Raw genomic sequence first — 20,552 nt, 5'->3', positions numbered from 1 at the left:
GCACGGATGTCCGCATCCGCCATCCCCTTCGCCCTGCGCGGCGACTTCATCGAACTCGACAAGCTGCTCAAGGCCACCGCGCTGACCGGCAGCGGCGGCGAGGCCCGGCACTTCATCGCCGAGGGCCAGGTCCGCGTCGACGGCCAGGTCGAGCTGCGCAAGACCGCCAAGATCCGTGCCGGCCAGGTGGTCGAGTTCAACGGCCAGCGCGTCGAGGTGTTGCCGCCCGCCTGAGCCTGAGCCGGAGCGAGACTGCGCGCCCGCCTGATGACGACCGCGACGAGCCGGCGTTGAAGACCGCGCCGATGATCGCCCCAATGACCGCATCGATGATCGAACCCTTCCAGGAGTGACCCGATGACCAGCCCCAGCGCTTCCAGCCGTGCCGCAATCCGTTTCTCCACCTGCGACCTCTGCGACTCGCTGAAGTCGGACAGCAGTGGCGCCACCCGTTGGCTGCCCGGCAGCCTGTACCGCAGCTACGGCGGACAGGCGCGCTTCGCCGGGCCGGTGGCGACGGTGCGCTGCCTGGACGACAACACGCCGGTGAAGGCGGCCGTCGAGAGCTTCGGGGCCGGCCGCGTGCTGGTGGTCGATGGCGGCGCGTCGCTGCGGCGCGCGCTGGTGGGCGGGAACCTGGCCGCCAGCGCCGCGAAGAACGGCTGGGCCGGCGTGCTGGTGCATGGCGCGGTACGTGACCTCGAGGAACTGCGCGCAGCGGCCGTGGGCATCTTTGCGCTCGGCCATGTTCCGATGCCCACCGAGCGCCGCGAGCCGGGGCTCGCCGACCTGCCGGTGCAGATCGAGGGCGTGTGGATCCGTCCAGGCGACTGGCTCTACGCCGACGAGGACGGCGTCGTCATCACGCCCAGCGCGGTGCATCCCGCCGGCTGAGCGACCCGCGACCGCGGCGTCTTCAGCGACTGCAACGACTGCTACGGCCGTTACGGCTGCTGTGATCGGGGCAACCCCGGCGACTGGTGCACCTGCCGCCGGCTCACGCGGCGGCGTCGTGCACCGCCATCCAACCCGGCAGGGCCTCGGGCGCCATCGGCCGGCCGAACAGCCAGCCCTGCGCCGCGTCGCAGCCCATCGTCAGCAGCAGGTCGCGCTGGCCGGCGGTCTCCACGCCTTCCGCGACCACCGTCAGCCCGAGCGAACGACCGATGCCGATCACGGCGCTGGACAGCGCGCGGTCGTCGGCATCCTGCTCCAGGTCGCGCACGAAGCTCTTGTCCAGCTTGAGCTCCGTCACCGGCAAGCGCTTGAGGTAGCTCAGGCTGGAGTAACCGGTGCCGAAGTCGTCCACCGACACGCCCACGCCCATCTCATGGAGCTGCTGCAGCTGCGCGCGCGGGCGGCTGGTGTCGTCGAGCATCAGCCGCTCGGTGACCTCCAGCGTCAGGTCGCTCGCCGCCAGGCCGTGCCGCGCCAGCAGCGCCCGCGCATGCGCCGCGACGTCATCCTGGTGGAAGCGCTGCGGCGACACGTTGACCGACAGGCCGGGGACGTCGACGCCCTGGGCCCGCCAGCGCGCCAGCTGGGCGCAGGACTGCTCCAGCACCCAGGCGTCCAGCGCGTTGATCAGGCCGCTCTCCTCGGCGACCGGGATGAAGCGGTCCGGCGGCACCCAGCCGCGCTCGGCATCGTGCCAGCGCAGCAGGGCCTCGACCCCGACCAGCCGGCGATCGCTCAGCCGGATCTTGGGCTGGAAGTGCAGCTGCAGCAGCCCCTGGGACAACGCGTGGCGTAGCGCCGCCTCGATGTCCAGCCGCTCGTCCAGCGCCTGGTTCATCGCCCGCAGGAAGAAGCGCGCGCAATCGCGGCCGGCGCGCTTGGCCTCGTACATCGCGATGTCGGCGTTCTTGAGCAGCTGGTCGAGGTCCTGGCCGTCCTTGGGAAAGCCGCAGACGCCGATGCTGGCCGTCATCTGCACCCGGGCATGGCTGCCGTCGAGCGGGATCGGCGCCTCCAGCACCGCGCGCAGCTTGTCGGCGACATGCATCGCGTCCTCGACGGTGCAGCCCGGCAGCAGCGCGACGAACTCGTCGCCGCCCAGCCGCGCCAGCGTGTCGCTGTCGCGCAGCGCCCCCGACAGGCGCTTGGAGATGTGCTTGAGCACCTGGTCGCCGACCGCGTGCCCGAGCGAGTCGTTGACCGTCTTGAAGCGGTCGATGTCCAGCAGCAGCAGCGCGGCGGGCGACTCGCTGCGCAGCGCCAGCAGCAGTGCCTGGCGCGCCCGGTCGGCCAGCAGCGTGCGGTTGGGCAGGCCGGTGACGCCGTCGAAGTAGGCCAGGCGTTCGATCTCGCGCTGGTGCCGGTCATGCATGAAGGCGATCTGGCACAGCTGGGCGCAGGCCTGCACCATGCGGCGATGGAAGGGCGCGGCGGCGCGCGGTTCGCGGTAGTACAGGGCGAAGGTGGCGACGACCTGGTCCGTCCCCAGCAGGATGGGCGTCGACCAGCAGGCGGCCAGGCCGTGCGGCAATGCCAGTTCGCGGAAATCGGCCCAGAGCGGGTCGCTGGCGATGTCGGTGACCTCGACCGGCTGTCGGCGCCAGGCGGCGGTGCCGCAGGAGCCCGCCCGCGGGCCGATCGAGAAGCCCTCCAGGGCGCCGCTGAAGGAGGTGGGCAGGCTGGGCGCCGCCAGCGGATGGACCCGGCCGTCCTCGTCGACCGAGAGCACCGAGCAGATCACCTCCGGCGCCAAGGTCTCGACGCCGCGGCACAGCAGGTCCATCACCGCGGCCAGCGGACGGCCCAGGGCCACCGCTTCCAGCACGTCGCGCTGGAGGTGGTCGATGGAGGCCTGCTCATCGGTTCTTGTCGCGTGCTGTTCCCGCATCGCTGCTCCCTGTAGCCCCGGCGAGCATGGCAGGGAAGCGGCGTCGCTTCAAGAGCGCCGGCGGGCGGGGTGGCGGCGGCCCGGGGGGACGGTCGTGGATGAATGCGCGGGCGGCCCGCCGTGGCCGGGTCAGCGCAGCACGTCGAGCAGCCGGTCCAGGCCGCCGTCGTTGATGGCGACCATCGCCTGCTCGCGCACCTTGGGTTTGGCGTGGTACGCGACCGACAGGCCGGCGGCGCCCATCATCGGCAGGTCGTTGGCGCCGTCGCCCACGGCGATGCACTGCGCGGGCGTGGCGCCGATGCGCTCGGCGCAGGCCAGCATCATGCGGCGCTTCTCCTCGCCGTCGCAGATGTCGCCCCAGTCCTGCATCACCAGGCCGCCGGTCAGCGCGCCGTCGACGATCTCCAGCTCGTTGCTGCGGACGAAGTCCATGCCGAGCTCGCCCGCGACGAAGCGGGTGAAGTAGGTGAAGCCGCCCGACACCAGCACCAGCTTCAGGCCCGCCGCCTTCAGCGCGGCGCAGAGTTCGCGCGCACCGGGATTGAATCTCAGCCGGTCGCGCAGCACCTGGGCCAGGGCGTCCTCGCCGACGCCCTTGAGCAGCGCCAGCCGGCGGCGCAGGCTGTCCTTGAAGTCGGTGATCTCGCCCCGCATCGCGGCTTCGGTGATCGCGGCGACTTCGGCCTTGCGGCCCGCGGCCGCGGCGATCTCGTCGATGCATTCGATCGTGATCAGCGTGGAGTCCATGTCGAAGGCGGCGAGCTTGAAGTCGCGCAGCGCCAGCGGCGCGGTGAAGCCCTGCAGGACGAGCGGGGACAGCGGGGCGGTGGAGGTCGACGAGGAGGTCATGCGGGCAGGGCGGCGAGTGGGGCGAGCGGGGCGAGGGGACGAATGGGGCAGGCGGCGCTGCGGAAGGTCCCCGTCGGCGATCAGGACGACCAGCCAGCGGGGACGGGCGGGAGCTTAGCGCACTCGCCGGGGCGGGCCTCAATGCGCATGGGCCGTGGCGTAGCTCGCCGCGCGAGCGGCGGTCGCCCGGAACGATGTCGGCAGCCTGTCGGACCGCTGCCAGCCGCCGCGCTGCGTGGCGTACGCGGTTGCCCGCTCCGCGACGCCGGGAAGGTCGCCATCCACCATGGGCTCGGGCCACAGCCAGTTCTCGAGCTTGAGCCGCTCGACACGCGCCAATGCCCGGTCGTTGCTGACCAAGGTGGCCCCCAGGGCGATGGCATGGCAGGCGATGAGCGTATCGAGCCGCGACAGCGGCGCGCCGCAGCGCAGCAGGGCGGCACGCTCGAGGGCGTAGACCTCCGCGAAGCAGAGCTCCTTGTCGATGTATTCGACGCGCACGCGCCGCTTCAGTTCAAGGAATCGAGCCTCCTTGTGGATGGACGGCGACTTGGCAAAGCCCGCCCGCGTCTCCGCGTCGACGATGACGCTGATGGCGAGATGGCCGTCGAGTTCCCTCAGGCGCTGCTCGCAGAGGTCGCGCCGCGCCGTGCCGGGACGATCGATCAAGGCGCTGACGATGTTGGAGTCCAGCATGTAGAGCGATTCAGCACTTCGCATGATTGGCCTCCCATTCCCGAAACCGGGCTTGGCGGATCCGGTCGGCCTGCGCGTGGTCGCCCCAATCGTCGACGCCCAGGACACGCCACCTCACCGGTTTGCCATAGTTTTCCGGGAGATAGGGGCAGGTGTTGCAGTCCTCCTGCGCGTGCAGGGCCACTCGATCGCGTCGATGATCCTCGCGCACTTGCTGGCAGAACCAGTCCGGACCGACGTCCAGATAGTCGGGGGGCAGATGCGTGCACGCCAGGCATCGGGATGCGTTGGCCAGGCCGCGGTATTTGGCCGCGATCTCCGCGTCCCTGGCCGCGTAAACGGCGTCAATGTCCTCTTCGTCCTCGTCGATCGTCACAGTCATTGCTTCCATCGGCATCTCCCGCAGTTGAGAAGCCGTCAGTCTAGGAAGCGGTTCCACCGGGGTCACTGACCCGGACTCGTGGACCTGCCCGACGCCTGCCAGCAGTTCGAGCAGGTCCCGATCACGCCTGCGCGACCGGCGCGCCCAACAGTCGCAGCACCTCGCGCACCGCCTGCGCGCGGTCCTTGGGATCGGTCAGCGCCTTGTCGATGCGCAGCTTCTCGTTGCCCACCAGCTTGATGTTGCGGTTCTTCTGCACCAGCTCGATCACGCGCATCGGATCGATCGGCGGATTGGGCCGGAAGTTGATGTTGATGACGCTGGGCGCCGCGTCGATCTTCATCACGCCGTAGGGCTTGGCCAGCACCCGCAGCCGGTGCGTGTCGAACAGCGTCTGCCCCTGCGCCGGCAGCTTGCCGAAGCGGTCGGTGATCTCCTCCAGCATCGCGTCGATCTGCTCGGCGCGGTCCGCCGTGGCCAGCCGCTTGTACAGCGACAGCCGCTGATGCACGTCGCCGCAATAGGCGTCGGGCAGCAGCGCGGGCGCGTGCAGGTTGATCTCGGTCGTCGCCGACAGCGGGCTGAGCAGGTCCGGCTCGCGCCCGGCCTTGAGCGATCGCACCGCCTCGGACAGCATCTCGTTGTAGAGCTGGAAGCCGACCTCCATCATGTTGCCGCTCTGGTGCTCGCCCAGCACCTCGCCGGCGCCGCGGATCTCCAGGTCGTGCATCGCCAGGTAGAAGCCCGAGCCCAGTTCCTCCATCGCCTGGATCGCTTCGAGCCGCTGCGCCGCCTGCTTGGTCAGGCCCTCGATGTCGGGGACCATCAGGTAGGCATAGGCCTGGTGGTGCGAGCGCCCGACGCGGCCGCGCAGCTGGTGCAGTTGCGCCAGGCCGAACTTGTCGGCGCGGCTGATGACGATGGTGTTGGCCGAGGGCACGTCGATGCCGGTCTCGATGATGGTCGAGCACAGCAGCAGGTTGTGCTTGCCGCCGACGAACTCGCGCATCACGCGTTCCAGCTCGCGCTCGGGCATCTGGCCGTGGGCGACGACGATGCGCGCCTCGGGCAGCAGCTCCTGCAGCTTCATGCGGCGGTTCTCGATGGTCTCGACCTCGTTGTGCAGGAAGTAGACCTGGCCGCCGCGCTTGAGCTCGCGCAGCACCGCCTCGCGGATGGTGCCGCTGGTCTCGCTGCGCACGAAGGTCTTGATCGCCAGGCGCCGCTGCGGCGCGGTGGCGATGACGCTCAGGTCGCGCAGGCCCTCCAGCGCCATGCCCAGCGTGCGCGGGATCGGCGTGGCGGTCAGCGTCAGCACGTCGACCTCGGCGCGCATGGCCTTCATCGCCTCCTTGTGGCGCACGCCGAAGCGGTGCTCCTCGTCGATGACGAGCAGGCCCAGGCGCTTGAACTTCACGTCGGCCGAGAGCAGCTTGTGCGTGCCGATGACGATGTCGATCGAGCCGTCGGCCAGGCCCTCCATCGCCGCCTTGATCTCCTTGGCGGAGCGGAAGCGGCTCATCTCGGCGACCTTGACCGGCCACTTGCCGAAACGGTCGGCGATGTTCTGGTAATGCTGCTCGGCCAGCAGCGTGGTCGGCGCGAGCAGCGCCACCTGCTTGCCGCCCATCACCGCGACGAAGGCCGCGCGCAGCGCGACCTCGGTCTTGCCGAAGCCGACGTCGCCGCACACCAGCCGGTCCATCGGCTTGGGGCTGATCATGTCCTGGATGACGGCGTGGATCGCGGCGCGCTGGTCGGGCGTCTCCTCGAAGCCGAAGCTCGCGGCGAAGGCCTCGTAGTCGTGCGGCGAGTAGCGGAACGCATGGCCCTCGCGCGCGGCGCGGCGGGCGTAGAGGTTGAGCAGCTCGGCGGCGGTGTCGCGCACCTGCTCCGCGGCCTTGCGCTTGGCCTTGTCCCACTGGCCGGAGCCCAGCTTGTGCAGCGGCGCCTCTTCCGCGCTGACGCCGGTGTAGCGGCTGATCAGGTGCAGTTGCGCGACCGGCACGTAGAGCGTGGCCTTGTCGGCGTACTCCAGGTGCAGGAACTCGCTGGGGCCATCGCCAAGATCGATGTTGATCAGGCCCAGATAGCGGCCGATGCCGTGGTTGGTGTGCACCACCGGGTCGCCGACCTTCAGCTCCGACAGGTCCTTGATCAGCGCGTTGACGTCGCTGACCTGCTCCTGCTTGCGGCGCCGGCGCGTGGTGGGCGTCGTTGCGAACAGCTCGGTCTCGGTGAAGAGCTGGATCTGGCAGCCCGCGTCGGGCTCGTTCCAGAAGAAGCCCGCGGCCAGCGGGGCCGCGGTGATCGCGAAGCGCTCGTCGACGTTGGCTTCGAATTCGGCGAGGTCCTTCACCGACGGCGGATCGATCCGGTTGTCGCGCAGCAACTCGAGCAGGCTCTCGCGGCGGCCCTCGCTCTCGGCCAGCAGCAGCACGCGGAACTTCGTGTCCTTCAGATGGGCCGCCAGGCGCGCCAGCGGCTCCTGCGCGCCGCGCTCGACGCTGACGTCGGGCAGGGGCCGCGCGTAGTCGACCGCGTCCTGGCCGCGCACCGACAGCACCGCATGCCGGTGCGTGGCGATGAAGAAGTCCTCGGGGCGCAGGAAGATTTCCTCGGGCGGCAGGATGGGCCGGTCCGGGTCGTGCTGCAGGAAGCGGTGGCGCTCGCGGGTGTCGGTCCAGAAGCGCTGCAGCGCCTCGTCGACCTCGCCGTGCAGCGCCAGGCCGGCCTCGGCGGGCAGGTAGTCGAAGACGCTGGCGACCTCGTCGAAGAACAGCGGCAGGTAGTACTCGATGCCGGCGGTGGCCAGCCCGGTGTCGATGTCCTTGTAGATGCGCGACTTGGTCGGATCGCCGTCCATCTTCTCGCGCCAGCGCGCGCGGAAGGCCTTGCGCGAACTCTCGTCCATCGGGAACTCGCGCCCGGGCAGCAGGCGCACCTCCGGCACCGGATAGAGCGAGCGCTGCGAGTCCGGATCGAACACGCGGATCGAGTCGACCTCGTCGCCGAACAGGTCGACGCGGTAGGGCACCGGCGAGCCCATCGGGTAGAGGTCGATCAGGCCGCCGCGCACGGCGTACTCGCCGGGCGAAACCACCTGGCTGACATGCTGGTAGCCACCCAGCGTCAGCTGCTGCTTCAGGCCAGCCTCGTCCAGGCGCTGCTTCTGGCGGAAGTTGAAGGTCGTCGCCGCCAGGAAGGACGGCGGCGCGAGCCGGGTGAGGGCGGTGGTCGCGGGCAGCAGCACGACGTCCAGGTCGCGCTCGGCCACCGGCTTGCCGCCGGCCTGCAGCAGCCGCCACAGCGTGGCCAGGCGCTCGGAGATCAGGTCCTGGTGCGGGCTGAAGCTGTCATAGGGCAGGGTTTCCCAGTCCGGGAACACGGCCACGCGCAGCTCGGGCGCGAAGAACTTGAGCTCGTCCTCCAGGCGCTGCGTGTCGCCGGGCTCGGCGGTGACGATCACCGTCAGGCGCCCGGCGGCCAGCTGCTGCCGCGCGAAGCGGGCGAGCAGCAGCGCGTCGGCGGAGCCGGTGGGGCGGGGCAGGGTGAAGCGTTTGCCGGGGGAGATCGTGGACAGCTGCATGGCGCACAAATGAGGACAGCCCCGGAAGGGGCTCGCCGGAATTGTAGGGAGGGCGCGGCGACACGCGATGTCAGGAGCGCGAGGTGGTCCGCCGGCGTCGCTGGATGCCGAGCAGTCGGCATGCCCGGCATCGGGGCGAAGACCGGCGCCAGCGCCGCGACCCCGTCGGCGACCATGCTGGCAAACGCTCAGCCGGCCGGCGTGATCGGGATCGCCCGGCGCATGGCGCGCATCGTCGCTGGCGTGTCCAGGCTGCGCGCGCGCAGCTGGCCGCAGCCGCCGTCGACGTCCTGCCCGGCGGAATCGCGCAGCTTGGTCAGTACGCCGCGCTGGTGCAGGCGACGGGCGATGTCGCGCGCCTTGTCCCAGTCCGGGCGCTGGAAGGGCAGCTCGGGCACGCTGTTGTAGGGAATCATGTTGAGCACGCCGTAGCGACCCCGCAGCAGCTCGACGATGCCGTCGAGCTCGTCCTCGCCGTCGTTGACGCCTTCGAGCAGCGTCCACTGGTACTGGATCGGGTAGCCGGTCGCCCGGGCGTAACGCTCGCCGGCCTCGACGAGCTCGCGCGGCGTCAGCCGCGGCGCGCGCGGCAGCAGTTCCTGCCGCAGCGCCGCCTTGGTCGTGTGCAGAGACAGCGCCAGCGCCGGCTTCACCGGCCCGGCGCCCAAGCGCTCGAACGCGCGTGGATCGCCGACCGTCGAGAACACCAGCTGCTTGTGGCCGATGTTCCCTTCCGTGCCGAGCAGCTCGATCGCCTCGAGCACCGCGTCCAGGTTGTGCGACGGCTCGCCCATGCCCATGAAGACGACCTTCTTCACCACGCGCTCGCGCCGCGCCAGCGCCACCTGGGCGACGATCTCGGCGCTGGTGACCTGGCGCAGCAACCCGTCCTTGCCGGTCATGCAGAAGCGGCAGCCCACCGCGCAGCCGACCTGGCTGGAGACGCACAGGCCGTCGCGCGGCAGCAGCACGCTCTCGACGGTCTGGCCGTCGCGCAGTCCGACCAGCAGGCGCGCGGAGCCGTCCTCGCCGGGATGGCGCTCGAGCAGCGTCGCCAGGCCGTGGAGCTCGTCCATCAGCGCCGGCAGCGCCTCGCGCACCGCTTGCGGCAGGTAGTGCTCCAGCTTGCGCCGACCCTCGGTCAGCGGCCGGGCCTGGACCCAGTGGCGCAGCACGCGGCCCACATGGGCGTCATTGGCGCCCAGCGCGGTGAGGCGGCGTCGGAGGTCGGCGATGGCGAGCACGGAAATCGGATCCGGGAAGGGCGAAGGGCCGGATTTTCGCCGATCGGTCCAGGCGGGCGCCGCTCCCTACAATCGCGCCCCATGAGTTCCTTCCCGATCGGCCCCGCGGGGATGCAGCCGCGCTGCTTCGCGCTGGTGCCCGCCGCGGGCGTCGGCAGCCGCTCCGGCGCCGACCGTCCCAAGCAGTACGTCCCGCTCGCCGGCCAGGCGCTGATCGCCCACACGCTGCAGGCGCTGGGCGCGGTGGCCCGGATCGACGCCACCCTGGTCGTGCTGTCGCCCGAGGACGACCAGTTCGAGGCCGCCGTGCCCGGCTTCGCGGGCGAGCGCGGCTGGGTCGCCCGCACCGGCGGCGCCACGCGCGCCGAGACCGTCGCCGCCGGCCTGTCGGCGCTGCGCGAGCGCGGCGTGCAGCCGCACGACTGGGTGCTGGTGCATGACGCCGCCCGCTGCCTGCTGCGGCCCGAATGGGTCGACGCGCTGATCGATGCCTGCGCCGACGACGAGGTCGGCGGCCTGCTCGCGCTGCCCGTCGCCGACACGCTCAAGGACGCCGCCGCCGCGGACGGTGCGGCCCGCGTCGCCGCCACCGTCGATCGCCGCGGCAAGTGGTCCGCGCAGACGCCGCAGATGTTCCGGCTGGGCCTGCTCGCGCCGGCGCTGGCCGGGCCGCTGGACGGCGTCACCGACGAGGCCAGCGCGGTCGAGGCGCTGGGCCACGCGCCGCGCCTGGTCGAGGCCTCGATGGAGAACTTCAAGGTCACCTATCCCGCCGACTTCGCGTTGGCCGAACGCCTGCTGAGGAGCCGCGCATGACGGTCGAATCCGATGACGACATCCAGGGCCTGAAGGCCGTCGGCGAAGCCGTCGCCACCGTGCTGCGCCGCATGCTGGACGCGATCCGCCCCGGCATGACCACCCGCGAGCTCGACGACATGGGCGCCCGCTGGCTGGAGGACTTCGGTGCCCGGTCCGCGCCGCGCGTCATGTACGACTTCCCCGGCGCCACCTGCATCAGCATCAACGAGCAGGCCGCGCACGGCATTCCCGGTGATCGCGTCATCCAGAAGGGCGACGTCGTCAACGTGGACGTGTCGGCCGAGATGAACGGCTACTTCGGCGACACCGGCGGCACGCGCATCGTCCCGCCGACGACGCCGACCAAGACGCAACTGGTCTTCGCGGCGCAGTACGCGCTGGAGCAGGCGATGAAGGAAGTGAAGCCGGGCGCGCGGCTCAACCGCATCGGCCATGCGATCGAGCGGGTGGCCAAGGCGCACAAGTTCAAGATCATCGAGAACCTGTGCAGCCACGGCGTCGGCCGCTCGCTGCACGAGGAGCCCAAGACCATCCCCGGCTACTACGACCCGAACGACACGCGCATCCTGGAGGAAGGCATGGTCATCACCATCGAGCCCTTCCTCTCGACCAAGAGCCGCTGGGTCGACGAGGAGGCCGACGGCTGGACGCTGTCCGGCGTCAAGGGCAACCTCTCCGCGCAGTTCGAGCACACGATGATCGTGACCCGCAACGGGCCGCTGGTCGTCACGAACGCGCTGCCGCACTGATCCGGGCGCCGCGCGCCTCCCGCAGAACCGCAAACCCCGCTGACTCCGCAGCTTCGCATCCACGCCATGGCTTTGAACCTCCGCATCGGTGAGGGCTGGGACACCCACCAGCTCGTCGCCGGCCGCCCGCTGATCCTCGGCGGCATCACCATCCCGCACACGCACGGCCTGCTGGGCCATTCGGACGCGGACGCGCTCGCGCACGCGATCACCGACGCATTGCTCGGCGCCGCCGCGCTGGGCGACATCGGCAAGCTCTTCCCTGACACCGCCGCCGAGTTCAAGGGAGCGGATTCGATGGTGCTGCTCGCGGAGGCCTACCGCCGCGTGAAGGCGCTGGGCTGGGTCATCGGCAACGTCGACACGACCATCGTGGCGCAGCAGCCCAAGATGGCGCCGCACATCCCGGCGATGCGCGAGCGGCTGGCGCAGGTGCTGGGCATCGATGCCGGCCAGATCAACGTGAAGGCCAAGACGGCCGAGAAGATGGGCCCCGTCGGCGAGCTCAAGGCCATCGAGGCGCGCGCGGTCTGCCTGCTGGTGCGCGACGCCTGAAGACCTTCACCCCCGTTCTTTCCAGCCAGCGCGCGAAGGAGCCGGCGGTGGGGCGGCATGTCACGGCGTCCTGACATGGTTCGACAGCGGCTGGCCCAGAATCGGGTCATGAACGACACCGCCATCACCGTCCTCCTGGCGACGCCCGACGCCGCGACTTATCGCCATCTGCGCGTGGCCAGCGGCCTCAGCGACAAGTCCGCTGAAGCGGTCGCGCAGGGCCTGCCCAACACGCTTTTCGCGGTCCAGTTGCTCGACGCGGGCGGACAACCGGTCGCGATGGGCCGCGTCATCGGCGACGGCGGTTGCTTCTATCAGGTCTGCGACATCGCGGTCCTGCCCGCGCATCAGGGGCGCGGGCTGGGCAAGCGGATCATGACCGAGATCCGCCGCTGGCTTGATGCCCATGTGCCCCAAGGCGGCTACGTGAGCCTGATCGCGGACGGCGATGCCCAGCACCTCTACGCGAAATTCGGCTTCAAGCCGACAGCACCTGTCTCGATCGGCATGGCGCTCTCGCGCCGCTGAGACGGCGGGGACCGCCGCCGCTTGTCTCAGACGCTGGCGCGCTTGAGCCGCAGCTGCGCGACGAAGCCGCTGTCGTCGGCGTTGGACAGGCGCAGGTGCGCGCCCAGGCGCTGCACCGACTTCTCGACGATCGCCAGCCCCAGCCCCGCGCCGGTCGCGGCGGTGCGGGCGGTGTCGCCGCGATAGAACGGGGTCGTCAGCTTGGACAGCTTGTCCGGCGGCACGCCCGGACCATGATCGCGCACCGTCAGCAGCACCCAGGCGCTGTCGGCTTCGGCGGTGACGTCCACGCGCGCGGGCTCGTCGCCGTGATGGCCGTAGCGGCGCGCGTTCTCGAAGAGGTTGAGCAGGATGCGGCCCAGCTCGGTCGGGTCGGTCCAGATGCGCAGCGCCGCGGACAACCGCACGCTGATCACGATCTGCTGCGGGTCGCGGAAGCCCTGCGCCTCGCGCTCGACCAGCTCGCGCAGGTTGAGCGCCTGCAGCTGCAGCTCGCTGGGCCGCGCGTAGTCCATGAACTTGTTGATGATCGCGTCGAGCTGGTCGATGTCCTGCGCGATGTAGGTCCGCGCCTGCTCGTCGTTGACGCTCATCTCGGCCTCGAGCCGCAGGCGCGCCAGCGGCGTGCGCAGGTCATGCGAGATGCCCGCCAGCATCACGCTGCGGTCCTCTTCCATCTTGGCCAGCTCGCGCGCCATTCGGTTGAAGCCCATGTTGACCTCGCGGATCTCGCTGGTCAGCGTGCTCTCGTCCAGGCGCGAGTCGTACTCGCCCTCGCGGATGCGGCTGGCGGCGATGGACAGCTCGCGCAGCGGCTGGTTGATCAGCCGCGCGATCGCGGCCGCGCCCAGCAGCGACGCGCCCAGCGCGATCGCGATCCACCACCAGTTGCTGGAGATGTTGGCCTGCAGCGGCGCGGGATTGGTCTGCAGCCAGAACTGGTCGGGCCCGACGTCGAATCGCACCCACAGCCCCGGCACGCCGTTCAGGCCGCTGGCCAGCACGGTCTGCGGCCCCAGCCGCGAGACCAGTTCCTTGCGCAGGCGCTGCGCGAAGGGGGAGTTCTCATAAGGGAGCCAGCGGTCGGTGGCCTCGGCCACCTCGACCGATACCGCCTCGCTGCGCGCGATCGACTTGACCACCGCGACCCGGTTGATCGCGTCGGTGCTGGAGAGCGCCACCCGCGACAGGTTCACCAGGCCGGCCAGCTGCTGCGCGGCCTCGAGCGCCTTCGGTTCGGCCTCCAGGGCCTTGAAGGTCTGCTGCCAGGCCAGCACGCCCGCGGCCAGCAGCAGCGCCAGCAGCGCGAAGGTGCGCCAGAACAGGTTGAGCGCCAGACGGGGAGGGGTCACGGGAATCGACGGCATTCAAGGGCTCGGCCGTCGGCCGTCGCCGGCCTCCGGACTTGCGCACGCGGCGCGGCGGGCGGGCGGCCGATCAGGCCGCCTCGTCGGGCACGAAGACGTAGCCCACGCCCCAGACGGTCTGGATGAAGCGCGGTTGCGCCGGGTCCTCTTCCAGCAGCTTGCGCAGGCGCGAGACCTGCACGTCCAGGCTGCGGTCGAAGGGCTCGAACTCCCGGCCGCGGGCCAGCATCGCCAGCTTGTCGCGCGACAGCGGTTGGCGCGGATGCCGCACCAGCGCCTTCAGCATCGAGAACTCGCCGGTGGTCAGCGGCACCGGCTCGCCGTTCTTGGCCAGGCGGCGCAGCGCCAGGTCGAACTCGAACGGGCCGAACTGGACCGTCATCGGTTCCTTGGACGGCGCGCCCGGGGCTTCCGGCGGCGGGCGACGGCGCAGCACTGCGTTGATGCGGGCCAGCAGTTCGCGGGGGTTGAAGGGCTTGGCCAGGTAGTCGTCGGCACCGACTTCCAGACCGACGATGCGGTCCACTTCCTCGACCTTGGCGGTCAGCATGATGATCGGCGTGTTGTCGCCCGCGGCGCGCAGCCGGCGGCAGATCGACAGGCCGTCCTCGCCCGGGAGCATCAGGTCCAGGACGATCAGGTCCACTGTCTCGCGGGTGAGCTGCTTGTTCAGCGCCTTGCTGTCCTCGGCCAGCAGGACCTCGAAGCCTTCCTGGGCGAGATAACGGCGCAGCAGGTCGCGGATGCGGGCATCGTCGTCCACGACCAGGATGCGGTTAGGGCGGGTTGTGCTTTGCATGGCGGCCACTCCGGAATTTGTAACAGCGGCACTGTAAGGGCAGTTTTCCCGCCTGTTTGCGGGATGCAGCAGTCCTTACTGGATGGTTACATCTTTTGTAACAGCGCCGTGGAGACCTCACAAGAGGTGGGTCGAATGGCCCAAAAGAGGGCCAAAAGAGAGGTGTAGCGCCGGTCAACCGTGACGGTTTCCTCACCCGTTATGCTGGCCTCCCCGAGGACTCTCCGTAGGAACCCGAATGATCCGAACCTCCAAGACGCTGACCAGTGCCCTGATCGCCGCCGGCGCGATCGCCCTGGTGCCAGCAGTTTCGAACGCCGAACCTGCGAAGACCGACGTCCTGGCGCTGAGCGCCTCCGCCACCACCGAGGTGGCCCGCGACCTGCTCCAGCTGCGCTTCTCCACGACGCGCGAGGGCAAGGAGGCCGCGGCGGTCCAGAACGAGCTCAAGCAGGCGCTGGACGCCGCGCTGGCCGAGGCCCGCAAGATCGCCAAGCCGGGCCAGGTCGACCTGCAGGCCGGCAACCTGTCCGTCTATCCGCGCTACGGCCAGGTCAAGCCGGGCACGAGCGGCTCGCCGCAGATCACCGGCTGGCAGGGCAGCGTGGAACTGCTGGTGCAGGGGCGTGACATGGAAGCCATCTCCAAGCTGAGCGGTCGCATCCAGTCGCTGGCCATCGCCAACGTGAGCTACGGGTTGTCGCGCGAGGCGCGCGAGAAGGCCGAGAACGAGGTGGTGTCCCAGGCGATCGCCAGCTACAAGGCCAAGGCTACGGTGTACGCGCAGCAGTTCGGCTACGCCGGCTACCGGATCGGCGAGGTCAGCGTGAACGCCGACCAGCCGATGCCGGTGATGATGGCCGCGGCGCCTCGCTTCAAGGCGATGGCCGCGGCCGCCGACGAGGCGCTGCCGGTCGAGTCCGGCAAGGCCACCGTCACGGTCAACGTCAGCGGCAATGTCGTGATGACGCGGTGATGGCGCGGTGGTGACCCGCTGATGACCTGCTGGGGGCGCTCCCCCTGAACGAAAAACGCCCGGCTCGACCGGGCGTTCTTCCTTGCAGCGGGGCTGCCCGGCTTACTGGGCGGTCCAGCCGCCGTCCATCGCCCAGGCCTGGCCGCGCACATTGACCGCGGCGTCCGAGCACAGGAACACCGCCAGCGCGCCGAGCTCTTCCGGCGTCGTGAACTGCAGCGAGGGCTGCTTCTCGGCCAGCAACTGGCGCTTGGCCTCGGCGGGGTCGAGCTTGTCCTTCTCGCTGCGCGCGTCGATCTGCTTCTGCACCAGCGGCGTCAGCACCCAACCCGGGCAGATCGCGTTGACGGTGATGGGCAGCGTCGCGGTCTCCAGCGCCGCGGCCTTCGTCAGTCCGACCAGGCCGTGCTTGGCCGCCACGTAGGCGGACTTGCCGGCCGAGGCCACCAGCCCATGCGTCGAAGCGATGTTGATGACGCGGCCCCATTGCTTCTTCTTCATACCGGGCAGGGCCAGCCGCATCGTGTGGAAGGCGGAGCTGAGATTGATTGCCAGGATCGCATCCCACTTCTCGGGCGGGAACTCGTCCACGTTGGCCACGTGCTGGATGCCGGCGTTGTTCACGAGGATGTCGCAGACGCCGAACTGCTCATCGATATAGGCCATCATGGCTTCGATCTCGGCCGGCTTGCTCATGTCGGCGCCGTGATAACCGACCTTCACGCCCAGCGCCTCGACCTCGGCCTTCGGGCCCGCGTGGTCGCCGAAGCCGTTGAGCACGATGTCCGCGCCCTGGCGGGCCAGGGTCAGGGCAATCCCCAATCCGATGCCGCTCGTCGAGCCGGTGACCAGGGCCGTCTTTCCTTTCAGCATGCCGCGTCCTCTTCAGGGTTGTTAGGATGGGTGCAAAGGATACGAGCGATGTCTGAACCCTTGTTGAAAAAAGTCCAGGCGCTGAGCCCTTGCGGCCTGCACCAGGTCGCGTATTGGGAGTGGGGGCAGGCCGACAACCCGCGGGTGCTGGTCTGCGTGCACGGGCTGTCGCGCCAGGGGCGCGACTTCGACGTGATCGCCAGACGCCTGAGCAATCGCTTCCGCGTGATTTGCCCGGACGTGGTGGGCCGCGGGGAGTCGGAATGGCTGGGCGATCCGCGCAACTATCAGCTGCCGCAATACGTGTCCGACATGGTGACGCTGATGGCCCGTATCGGCGCGCCGCAGGTGGACTGGCTGGGAACCTCGATGGGCGGGCTGATCGGCCTGGCGCTGGCGGCGATGCCGTCCAGCCCGATCAAGCGCCTGATCCTCAACGACGTGGGCCCGACCATCGAGTTCGTCGCGCTGCAGCGCATCGCCAGCTACCTGGGCCGGGCGCCGCAGTTCGAGAACTGCCAGCAGGGCGCCGACTACCTGCGCGGCATTTCGGAGGGCTTCGGCCCGCATACCGACGAGCAATGGCTGGCGCTGTCGCGCGCGATGTTCAAGCCGGACGGCGACCGCTGCCGGCTGCATTACGACCCGCGCATCGGCCAGGGCCTGGCCGGCCTGACGCCGGAGCTGGCCAAGGCCGGCGAGGCCCAGCTCTGGGCCGCCTACGACGCGGTCCGCTGTCCGACGCTGCTGCTGCGCGGGGCCGAGTCCGACCTGCTCACGCGGGCGACGGCCGAGCTGATGACGCAGCGCGGCCCGCGCGCCGAGCTGCACGAGTTCCCGGGCGTCGGCCATGCGCCGACGCTGGTGCAAGAACAACAGATCCAGGTGGTGGAGCGATTCCTCGACCGCGGATGACGTCCCGGCGGCGGATCGCGCCGCGCGGACACGGATGAACGACGAATGAAGACGGAATTGGGGCTGCGGCAGGACCAGGCGGCGCCCATCGTGGCCCTGCTGGACGGGGACCTGCCTCATCGCTTGCCGGCCGCGCCGCCGCGCGCCGAGGAAACCGCGGACCCGGTGCGCCGGGCCCGTGCGTTCGCGGAGCCGCTGCTGGCGGACCATCGCCTGGGCACCGGTGAACCGGCGCTCGACCATGCCGACGGCGTGGCGGCGATCCTGGCCGGCGTCGGCGCGGCGCCCTCGATGCAGGCCGCCTCCTACCTGGTCTACGCCGGCGACTACCTGAACAAGCCCGAGGAGATCGTCGCCAAGGCCTTCGGCGAGAGCGACGCCAGCCTGGTGGCGCACACGCGTCGCCTGGTGCAGATCCAGCGCGCGGCGCGCGAGGCGCGCGTCGAGGAGCAGCGTCGCCAGGAGCAGACCGAGCTGGTGCGCAAGATGCTGCTGGCGTTCTCGCGTGACCTGCGCGTGGTGCTGCTGCGGCTGGCGTCGCGGCTGCAGTCGCTGCGCTGGTACGCGGCGACGAAGACGCCGTGTCCGCGCGAACTGGCGGCCGAATCGCTGCAGGTGTTCGCGCCGCTGGCCAACCGGCTGGGCATCTGGCAGATCAAGTGGGAACTGGAGGACCTGGCCTTCCGCTTCCTGGAGCCCGAGCACTACCACCAGCTCGCCAAGGGCCTGCACGAGAAGCGGGTCGAGCGCGAGCAGTCGGTGGAGTCGGTGCGCGCCGCGCTGGAGCGCGAACTGCAGGCCCATGGCATCGAGGCGCAGGTGCAGGGACGGCCCAAGCATCTGTACAGCATCTGGAAGAAGATGCGCGGCAAGGGCCTGACGCTCGAGCGCGTCTTCGACCTGCGCGCGCTGCGCGTGGTGGTGCCGGAGGTGGCGGATTGCTACGCGGTGCTGGCCAGGCTGCACGAACGCTACAAACCGGTCGATGGCGAGTTCGACGACTACATCGCCCGGCCCAAGCCCAATGGCTACCAGTCGCTGCACACGGTGGTGATCGCGGCGGACGGCCGGCCGATGGAAGTGCAGATCCGCACGCGGGCGATGCATGAGCATGCCGAACATGGCGTCGCCGCGCACTGGGCCTACAAGGAAGCCGGCACCAAGGGCTATGCCGGCGTCAGCGCCGCCGGCGAATTCGAGGAACAGGTCGCGCAGGCGCGCAAGGCCGTGCTGCGGCAGCTGCTGGCCTGGGAGCGCGATTACGTCGCGGAGAGCGGCCCCAGCTTCGATGACCGCATCTATGTGTTCACGCCGCAGGCCAACGTGGTCGAGCTGTGCGCGGGCGCGACCGCGGTGGACTTCGCCTACGCGGTGCACACCGACCTCGGCCACCGCTGCCGCGGCGCCAAGGTCGACGGCCAGATGGTGCCGTTGAACACGCCGCTGCAGAGCGGGCAGACGGTGGAGATCGTCGCGCTGAAGGAGGGCGGTCCGTCGCTGGACTGGCTCAATGCGGAGCTGGGTTATCTGCAGAGCCAGCGCAGCAAGGCCAAGGTCCGTGCCTGGTTCAACGCGCAGGTGCAGTCGCAGACGATCGCCAAGGGCCGCGAGCTGGTCGAGAAACTGCTGCAGCGCGAGGGCAAGACGGCGATCAAGCTGGACGACCTGGCCGGGCGGCTGGGCTTCAAGAGCGCGGATGCGCTGTTCGAGGTCGTTGGCAAGGACGAGTACTCGCTTCGCAACATCGAGACCCTGCTACGTCCGCCGGTGCCGGAGGCGGACGAGGAGGAACTGCTCGTCCAGAAGCACACCAAGGGCGCCGTCGGCGAAGGGCGCACGCCCAAGGGCGGGGTGCTGGTGGTGGGAGTGGACTCGCTGCTGACCAGCCTGGCGCGCTGCTGCCGGCCGGCGCCGCCGGATCCGATCACCGGGTATGTGACGCGCGGCAAGGGTGTGGCGATCCACCGCGCCGACTGCGCGAACCTGCGGCAGATGGCGCAGTCCGCGCCGGAGCGCGTCATCGCGGTGGCCTGGGGCGAGCCCGCGCCGGACCGTGCGGGCAAGGGCGCGCTCTATCCGGTGGACCTGGTCGTCGAGGCGGCGGACCGGCCGGGGCTGCTGCGGGACGTGCTGGAGCTGTTCGCCAAGGACAAGCTGAACGTGATCTCGGTGAACCAGCAGAGCGGCAAGGGCAAGCCGGCACGCAGCGACCTGTCGCGGATGAACTTCACCGTCGAGGTCAGCGACGCGCAACGGCTGCAGCAGACCTTGGTCGCGCTGTCGCAGGTGAGCGGCGTGCGCAGCGCGCGGCGGCGCTGAAGCCTCGAGTGGTCGCGGTCCGGCGAGGGGAGGCGGCCGTTCAGCCCGTGTTCATCGGGGTTGTGGGCGATCGGTGGGTGTCGCGACCGGCGAGCGCTGCGTGGGTCCAGGCGGTCGCTGTTCCATTTTTCTTGCGGCTTCCTGGACGGACGCAAAAATCCGGCATATACTGCGAGGCTCTTCAGGCGCGTAGCTCAGTTGGTTAGAGCACCACCTTGACATGGTGGGGGTCGTTGGTTCGAATCCAATCGCGCCTACCAGAATTGGTAGGCAAGTCCTTCGGGACACCTCAGAAGATCGCCCGCTCAAAAAAATGGAAAGCGGGCGATTTGTTTTCCGGACCAGTGGATTGACCACCGCTGGCCGAGTATTTCAGGCGCGTAGCTCAGTTGGTTAGAGCACCACCTTGACATGGTGGGGGTCGTTGGTTCGAATCCAATCGCGCCTACCAAAGCACACCCCGGTGAGTCGGAAGACTCTCCGGGGTTTTTGTTTTGGTACCGCGCGACCAATGCGCAGCGACATTCGTCGCAGGCCTTCCACGGTCGCGCGCCGGCGCTCGTGCAGAATGCGCGCTCTGCTCGACCGCCGCCGTCCCGGCGCTGCCTGTCCGACGATGAAGTTCCCGTTGCGCCGTTTCCGTTCCCCCTGGCTGCTGCTGCTCGTGCTGGCATGCAGCCTGCTGGGTCGGCCGCTGCACGAGGCCTGGCACGTCGCGCATCCGTTCGGCGAGACCGCCGGCATTGCAGCGGCCGGGCGCATCGATGCGTCGCCCGTCGTCGACGGTGCCGCAGCTGCGACGGCCGCTGCTGCCGCGACATCGGACGACCCGGTGCCCGGTCAGGAGGACTCCCCGGGCGCGAAATCGGACAGCTGCGCGTGGTGCCTGTTCCACGCGCAAGCCGCCGCGCCCGGCGGCACGCCACAGGCACTGCTGACCCACGCCGAGGCGAGCCCACCGCCGGCCGCCTTGCCTTGCGGACGGGTCTGCTCCCGCGACTGGACCGTCGCGAAGCCGAGAGGCCCGCCGGCCGCCTGAACCGC

General features: G+C 70.0%; 19 protein-coding genes and 2 tRNA genes. 12 read left to right on the top strand and 9 right to left on the bottom strand.

The annotated features are described in order from the left end of the window. Window positions 1-6: 6 nt before the first annotated feature. A complete protein-coding gene (locus tag ACTJKJ_RS15475; protein WP_091732018.1) occupies window positions 7-234 on the top strand; it encodes an RNA-binding S4 domain-containing protein in 228 nt (75 codons plus the stop codon). A gap of 123 nt (window positions 235-357) precedes the next feature. Further along, window positions 358-894: a ribonuclease E activity regulator RraA gene (gene rraA / locus ACTJKJ_RS15470; protein ID WP_297383772.1), complete on the top strand. Its 537-nt coding sequence runs from the start codon at window positions 358-360 to the stop codon at window positions 892-894. Between the two features lie 103 nt (window positions 895-997). On the opposite strand, the gene ACTJKJ_RS15465 is transcribed toward rraA, so the two are convergent. From ACTJKJ_RS15465 to ACTJKJ_RS15440, 6 genes are all read right to left on the bottom strand, one after another. Further along, the gene (locus tag ACTJKJ_RS15465) at window positions 998-2,845 is read right to left on the bottom strand and encodes a putative bifunctional diguanylate cyclase/phosphodiesterase (protein WP_091732025.1); all 1,848 of its coding nucleotides are present in this window, start codon (window positions 2,843-2,845) and stop codon (window positions 998-1,000) included. Between the two features lie 129 nt (window positions 2,846-2,974). Continuing rightward, window positions 2,975-3,697 (bottom strand): phosphoserine phosphatase SerB, encoded by a 723-nt coding sequence (gene serB, locus ACTJKJ_RS15460; protein ID WP_297383769.1) that lies wholly within the window; start codon window positions 3,695-3,697, stop codon window positions 2,975-2,977. A gap of 138 nt (window positions 3,698-3,835) precedes the next feature. Continuing rightward, window positions 3,836-4,393, bottom strand: a complete 558-nt coding sequence (locus ACTJKJ_RS15455; RefSeq protein ID WP_297383767.1) for a PIN domain-containing protein — start codon at window positions 4,391-4,393, stop codon at window positions 3,836-3,838. Between the two features lie 10 nt (window positions 4,394-4,403). After that, the gene (locus ACTJKJ_RS15450; protein WP_440820986.1) at window positions 4,404-4,784 is read right to left on the bottom strand and encodes a hypothetical protein; all 381 of its coding nucleotides are present in this window, start codon (window positions 4,782-4,784) and stop codon (window positions 4,404-4,406) included. A gap of 112 nt (window positions 4,785-4,896) precedes the next feature. Further along, window positions 4,897-8,364: a transcription-repair coupling factor gene (mfd, locus tag ACTJKJ_RS15445; protein WP_440820985.1), complete on the bottom strand. Its 3,468-nt coding sequence runs from the start codon at window positions 8,362-8,364 to the stop codon at window positions 4,897-4,899. Between the two features lie 188 nt (window positions 8,365-8,552). Continuing rightward, complete coding sequence (locus ACTJKJ_RS15440) at window positions 8,553-9,608, bottom strand: RNA methyltransferase (protein WP_440820984.1); 1,056 nt, start codon at window positions 9,606-9,608, stop codon at window positions 8,553-8,555. 81 nt (window positions 9,609-9,689) lie between these two features. On the opposite strand from ACTJKJ_RS15440, the gene ispD reads away from it, so the two are divergent. The 4 genes from ispD (at window position 9,690) to ACTJKJ_RS15420 (ending at window position 12,259) form a co-directional block, all read left to right on the top strand. Beyond that, on the top strand, window positions 9,690-10,424 hold the full coding sequence (gene ispD / locus ACTJKJ_RS15435) for a 2-C-methyl-D-erythritol 4-phosphate cytidylyltransferase (protein ID WP_440820983.1): 735 nt from the start codon (window positions 9,690-9,692) through the stop codon (window positions 10,422-10,424). Then, window positions 10,421-11,176, top strand: a complete 756-nt coding sequence (gene map, locus ACTJKJ_RS15430) for a type I methionyl aminopeptidase (protein WP_183480803.1) — start codon at window positions 10,421-10,423, stop codon at window positions 11,174-11,176. Before ispD ends, map begins: the two co-directional genes overlap by 4 nt. A gap of 66 nt (window positions 11,177-11,242) precedes the next feature. After that, window positions 11,243-11,731, top strand: a complete 489-nt coding sequence (gene ispF / locus ACTJKJ_RS15425; RefSeq protein ID WP_440820982.1) for a 2-C-methyl-D-erythritol 2,4-cyclodiphosphate synthase — start codon at window positions 11,243-11,245, stop codon at window positions 11,729-11,731. Between the two features lie 108 nt (window positions 11,732-11,839). Continuing rightward, window positions 11,840-12,259, top strand: a complete 420-nt coding sequence (locus ACTJKJ_RS15420; protein ID WP_440820981.1) for a GNAT family N-acetyltransferase — start codon at window positions 11,840-11,842, stop codon at window positions 12,257-12,259. A 26-nt stretch (window positions 12,260-12,285) separates the two neighbouring features. Here the strand turns inward: ACTJKJ_RS15420 and ACTJKJ_RS15415 are convergent, their stop codons facing one another. Together ACTJKJ_RS15415 and ompR are read right to left on the bottom strand one after the other, a co-directional pair. Next, window positions 12,286-13,626 carry an ATP-binding protein gene (locus ACTJKJ_RS15415; protein WP_091732048.1) on the bottom strand — a complete coding sequence of 447 codons (1,341 nt, stop codon included), beginning with the start codon at window positions 13,624-13,626 and terminating at the stop codon, window positions 12,286-12,288. A gap of 70 nt (window positions 13,627-13,696) precedes the next feature. Further along, window positions 13,697-14,425 (bottom strand): osmolarity response regulator transcription factor OmpR, encoded by a 729-nt coding sequence (gene ompR / locus ACTJKJ_RS15410; RefSeq protein ID WP_091732051.1) that lies wholly within the window; start codon window positions 14,423-14,425, stop codon window positions 13,697-13,699. 238 nt (window positions 14,426-14,663) lie between these two features. Between ompR and ACTJKJ_RS15405 the strand changes: the two genes are divergently transcribed. After that, window positions 14,664-15,401: an SIMPL domain-containing protein gene (locus ACTJKJ_RS15405; protein WP_440820980.1), complete on the top strand. Its 738-nt coding sequence runs from the start codon at window positions 14,664-14,666 to the stop codon at window positions 15,399-15,401. A 102-nt stretch (window positions 15,402-15,503) separates the two neighbouring features. On the opposite strand, the gene ACTJKJ_RS15400 is transcribed toward ACTJKJ_RS15405, so the two are convergent. Then, window positions 15,504-16,274, bottom strand: coding sequence for a 3-hydroxybutyrate dehydrogenase (locus ACTJKJ_RS15400; RefSeq protein ID WP_297383752.1), 771 nt, complete (start codon window positions 16,272-16,274; stop codon window positions 15,504-15,506). Between the two features lie 48 nt (window positions 16,275-16,322). Here ACTJKJ_RS15400 and ACTJKJ_RS15395 point away from each other — a divergent pair, with 48 nt between their 5' ends. The 5 genes from ACTJKJ_RS15395 (at window position 16,323) to ACTJKJ_RS15375 (ending at window position 20,547) form a co-directional block, all read left to right on the top strand. Next, entirely contained in the window at window positions 16,323-17,189 is an 867-nt protein-coding gene (locus ACTJKJ_RS15395; protein WP_091732061.1) for an alpha/beta fold hydrolase, read from the top strand. Window positions 17,190-17,234: 45 nt separating this feature from the next. Beyond that, window positions 17,235-19,508, top strand: coding sequence for a RelA/SpoT family protein (locus ACTJKJ_RS15390; RefSeq protein WP_091732065.1), 2,274 nt, complete (start codon window positions 17,235-17,237; stop codon window positions 19,506-19,508). A 183-nt stretch (window positions 19,509-19,691) separates the two neighbouring features. Next, a tRNA-Val gene (locus tag ACTJKJ_RS15385) sits at window positions 19,692-19,768 on the top strand. A gap of 114 nt (window positions 19,769-19,882) precedes the next feature. Continuing rightward, a tRNA-Val gene (locus ACTJKJ_RS15380) sits at window positions 19,883-19,959 on the top strand. 117 nt (window positions 19,960-20,076) lie between these two features. Then, a complete protein-coding gene (locus tag ACTJKJ_RS15375; RefSeq protein ID WP_141225423.1) occupies window positions 20,077-20,547 on the top strand; it encodes a hypothetical protein in 471 nt (156 codons plus the stop codon). Window positions 20,548-20,552 lie beyond the last annotated feature (5 nt).

Origin of the sequence: Roseateles sp. 22389 (assembly GCF_052044995.1) — a bacterium.
Taxonomy (GTDB): Bacteria; Pseudomonadota; Gammaproteobacteria; order Burkholderiales; family Burkholderiaceae_C; genus Roseateles.
This window is presented reverse-complemented; position numbering and strand designations above follow the sequence as displayed.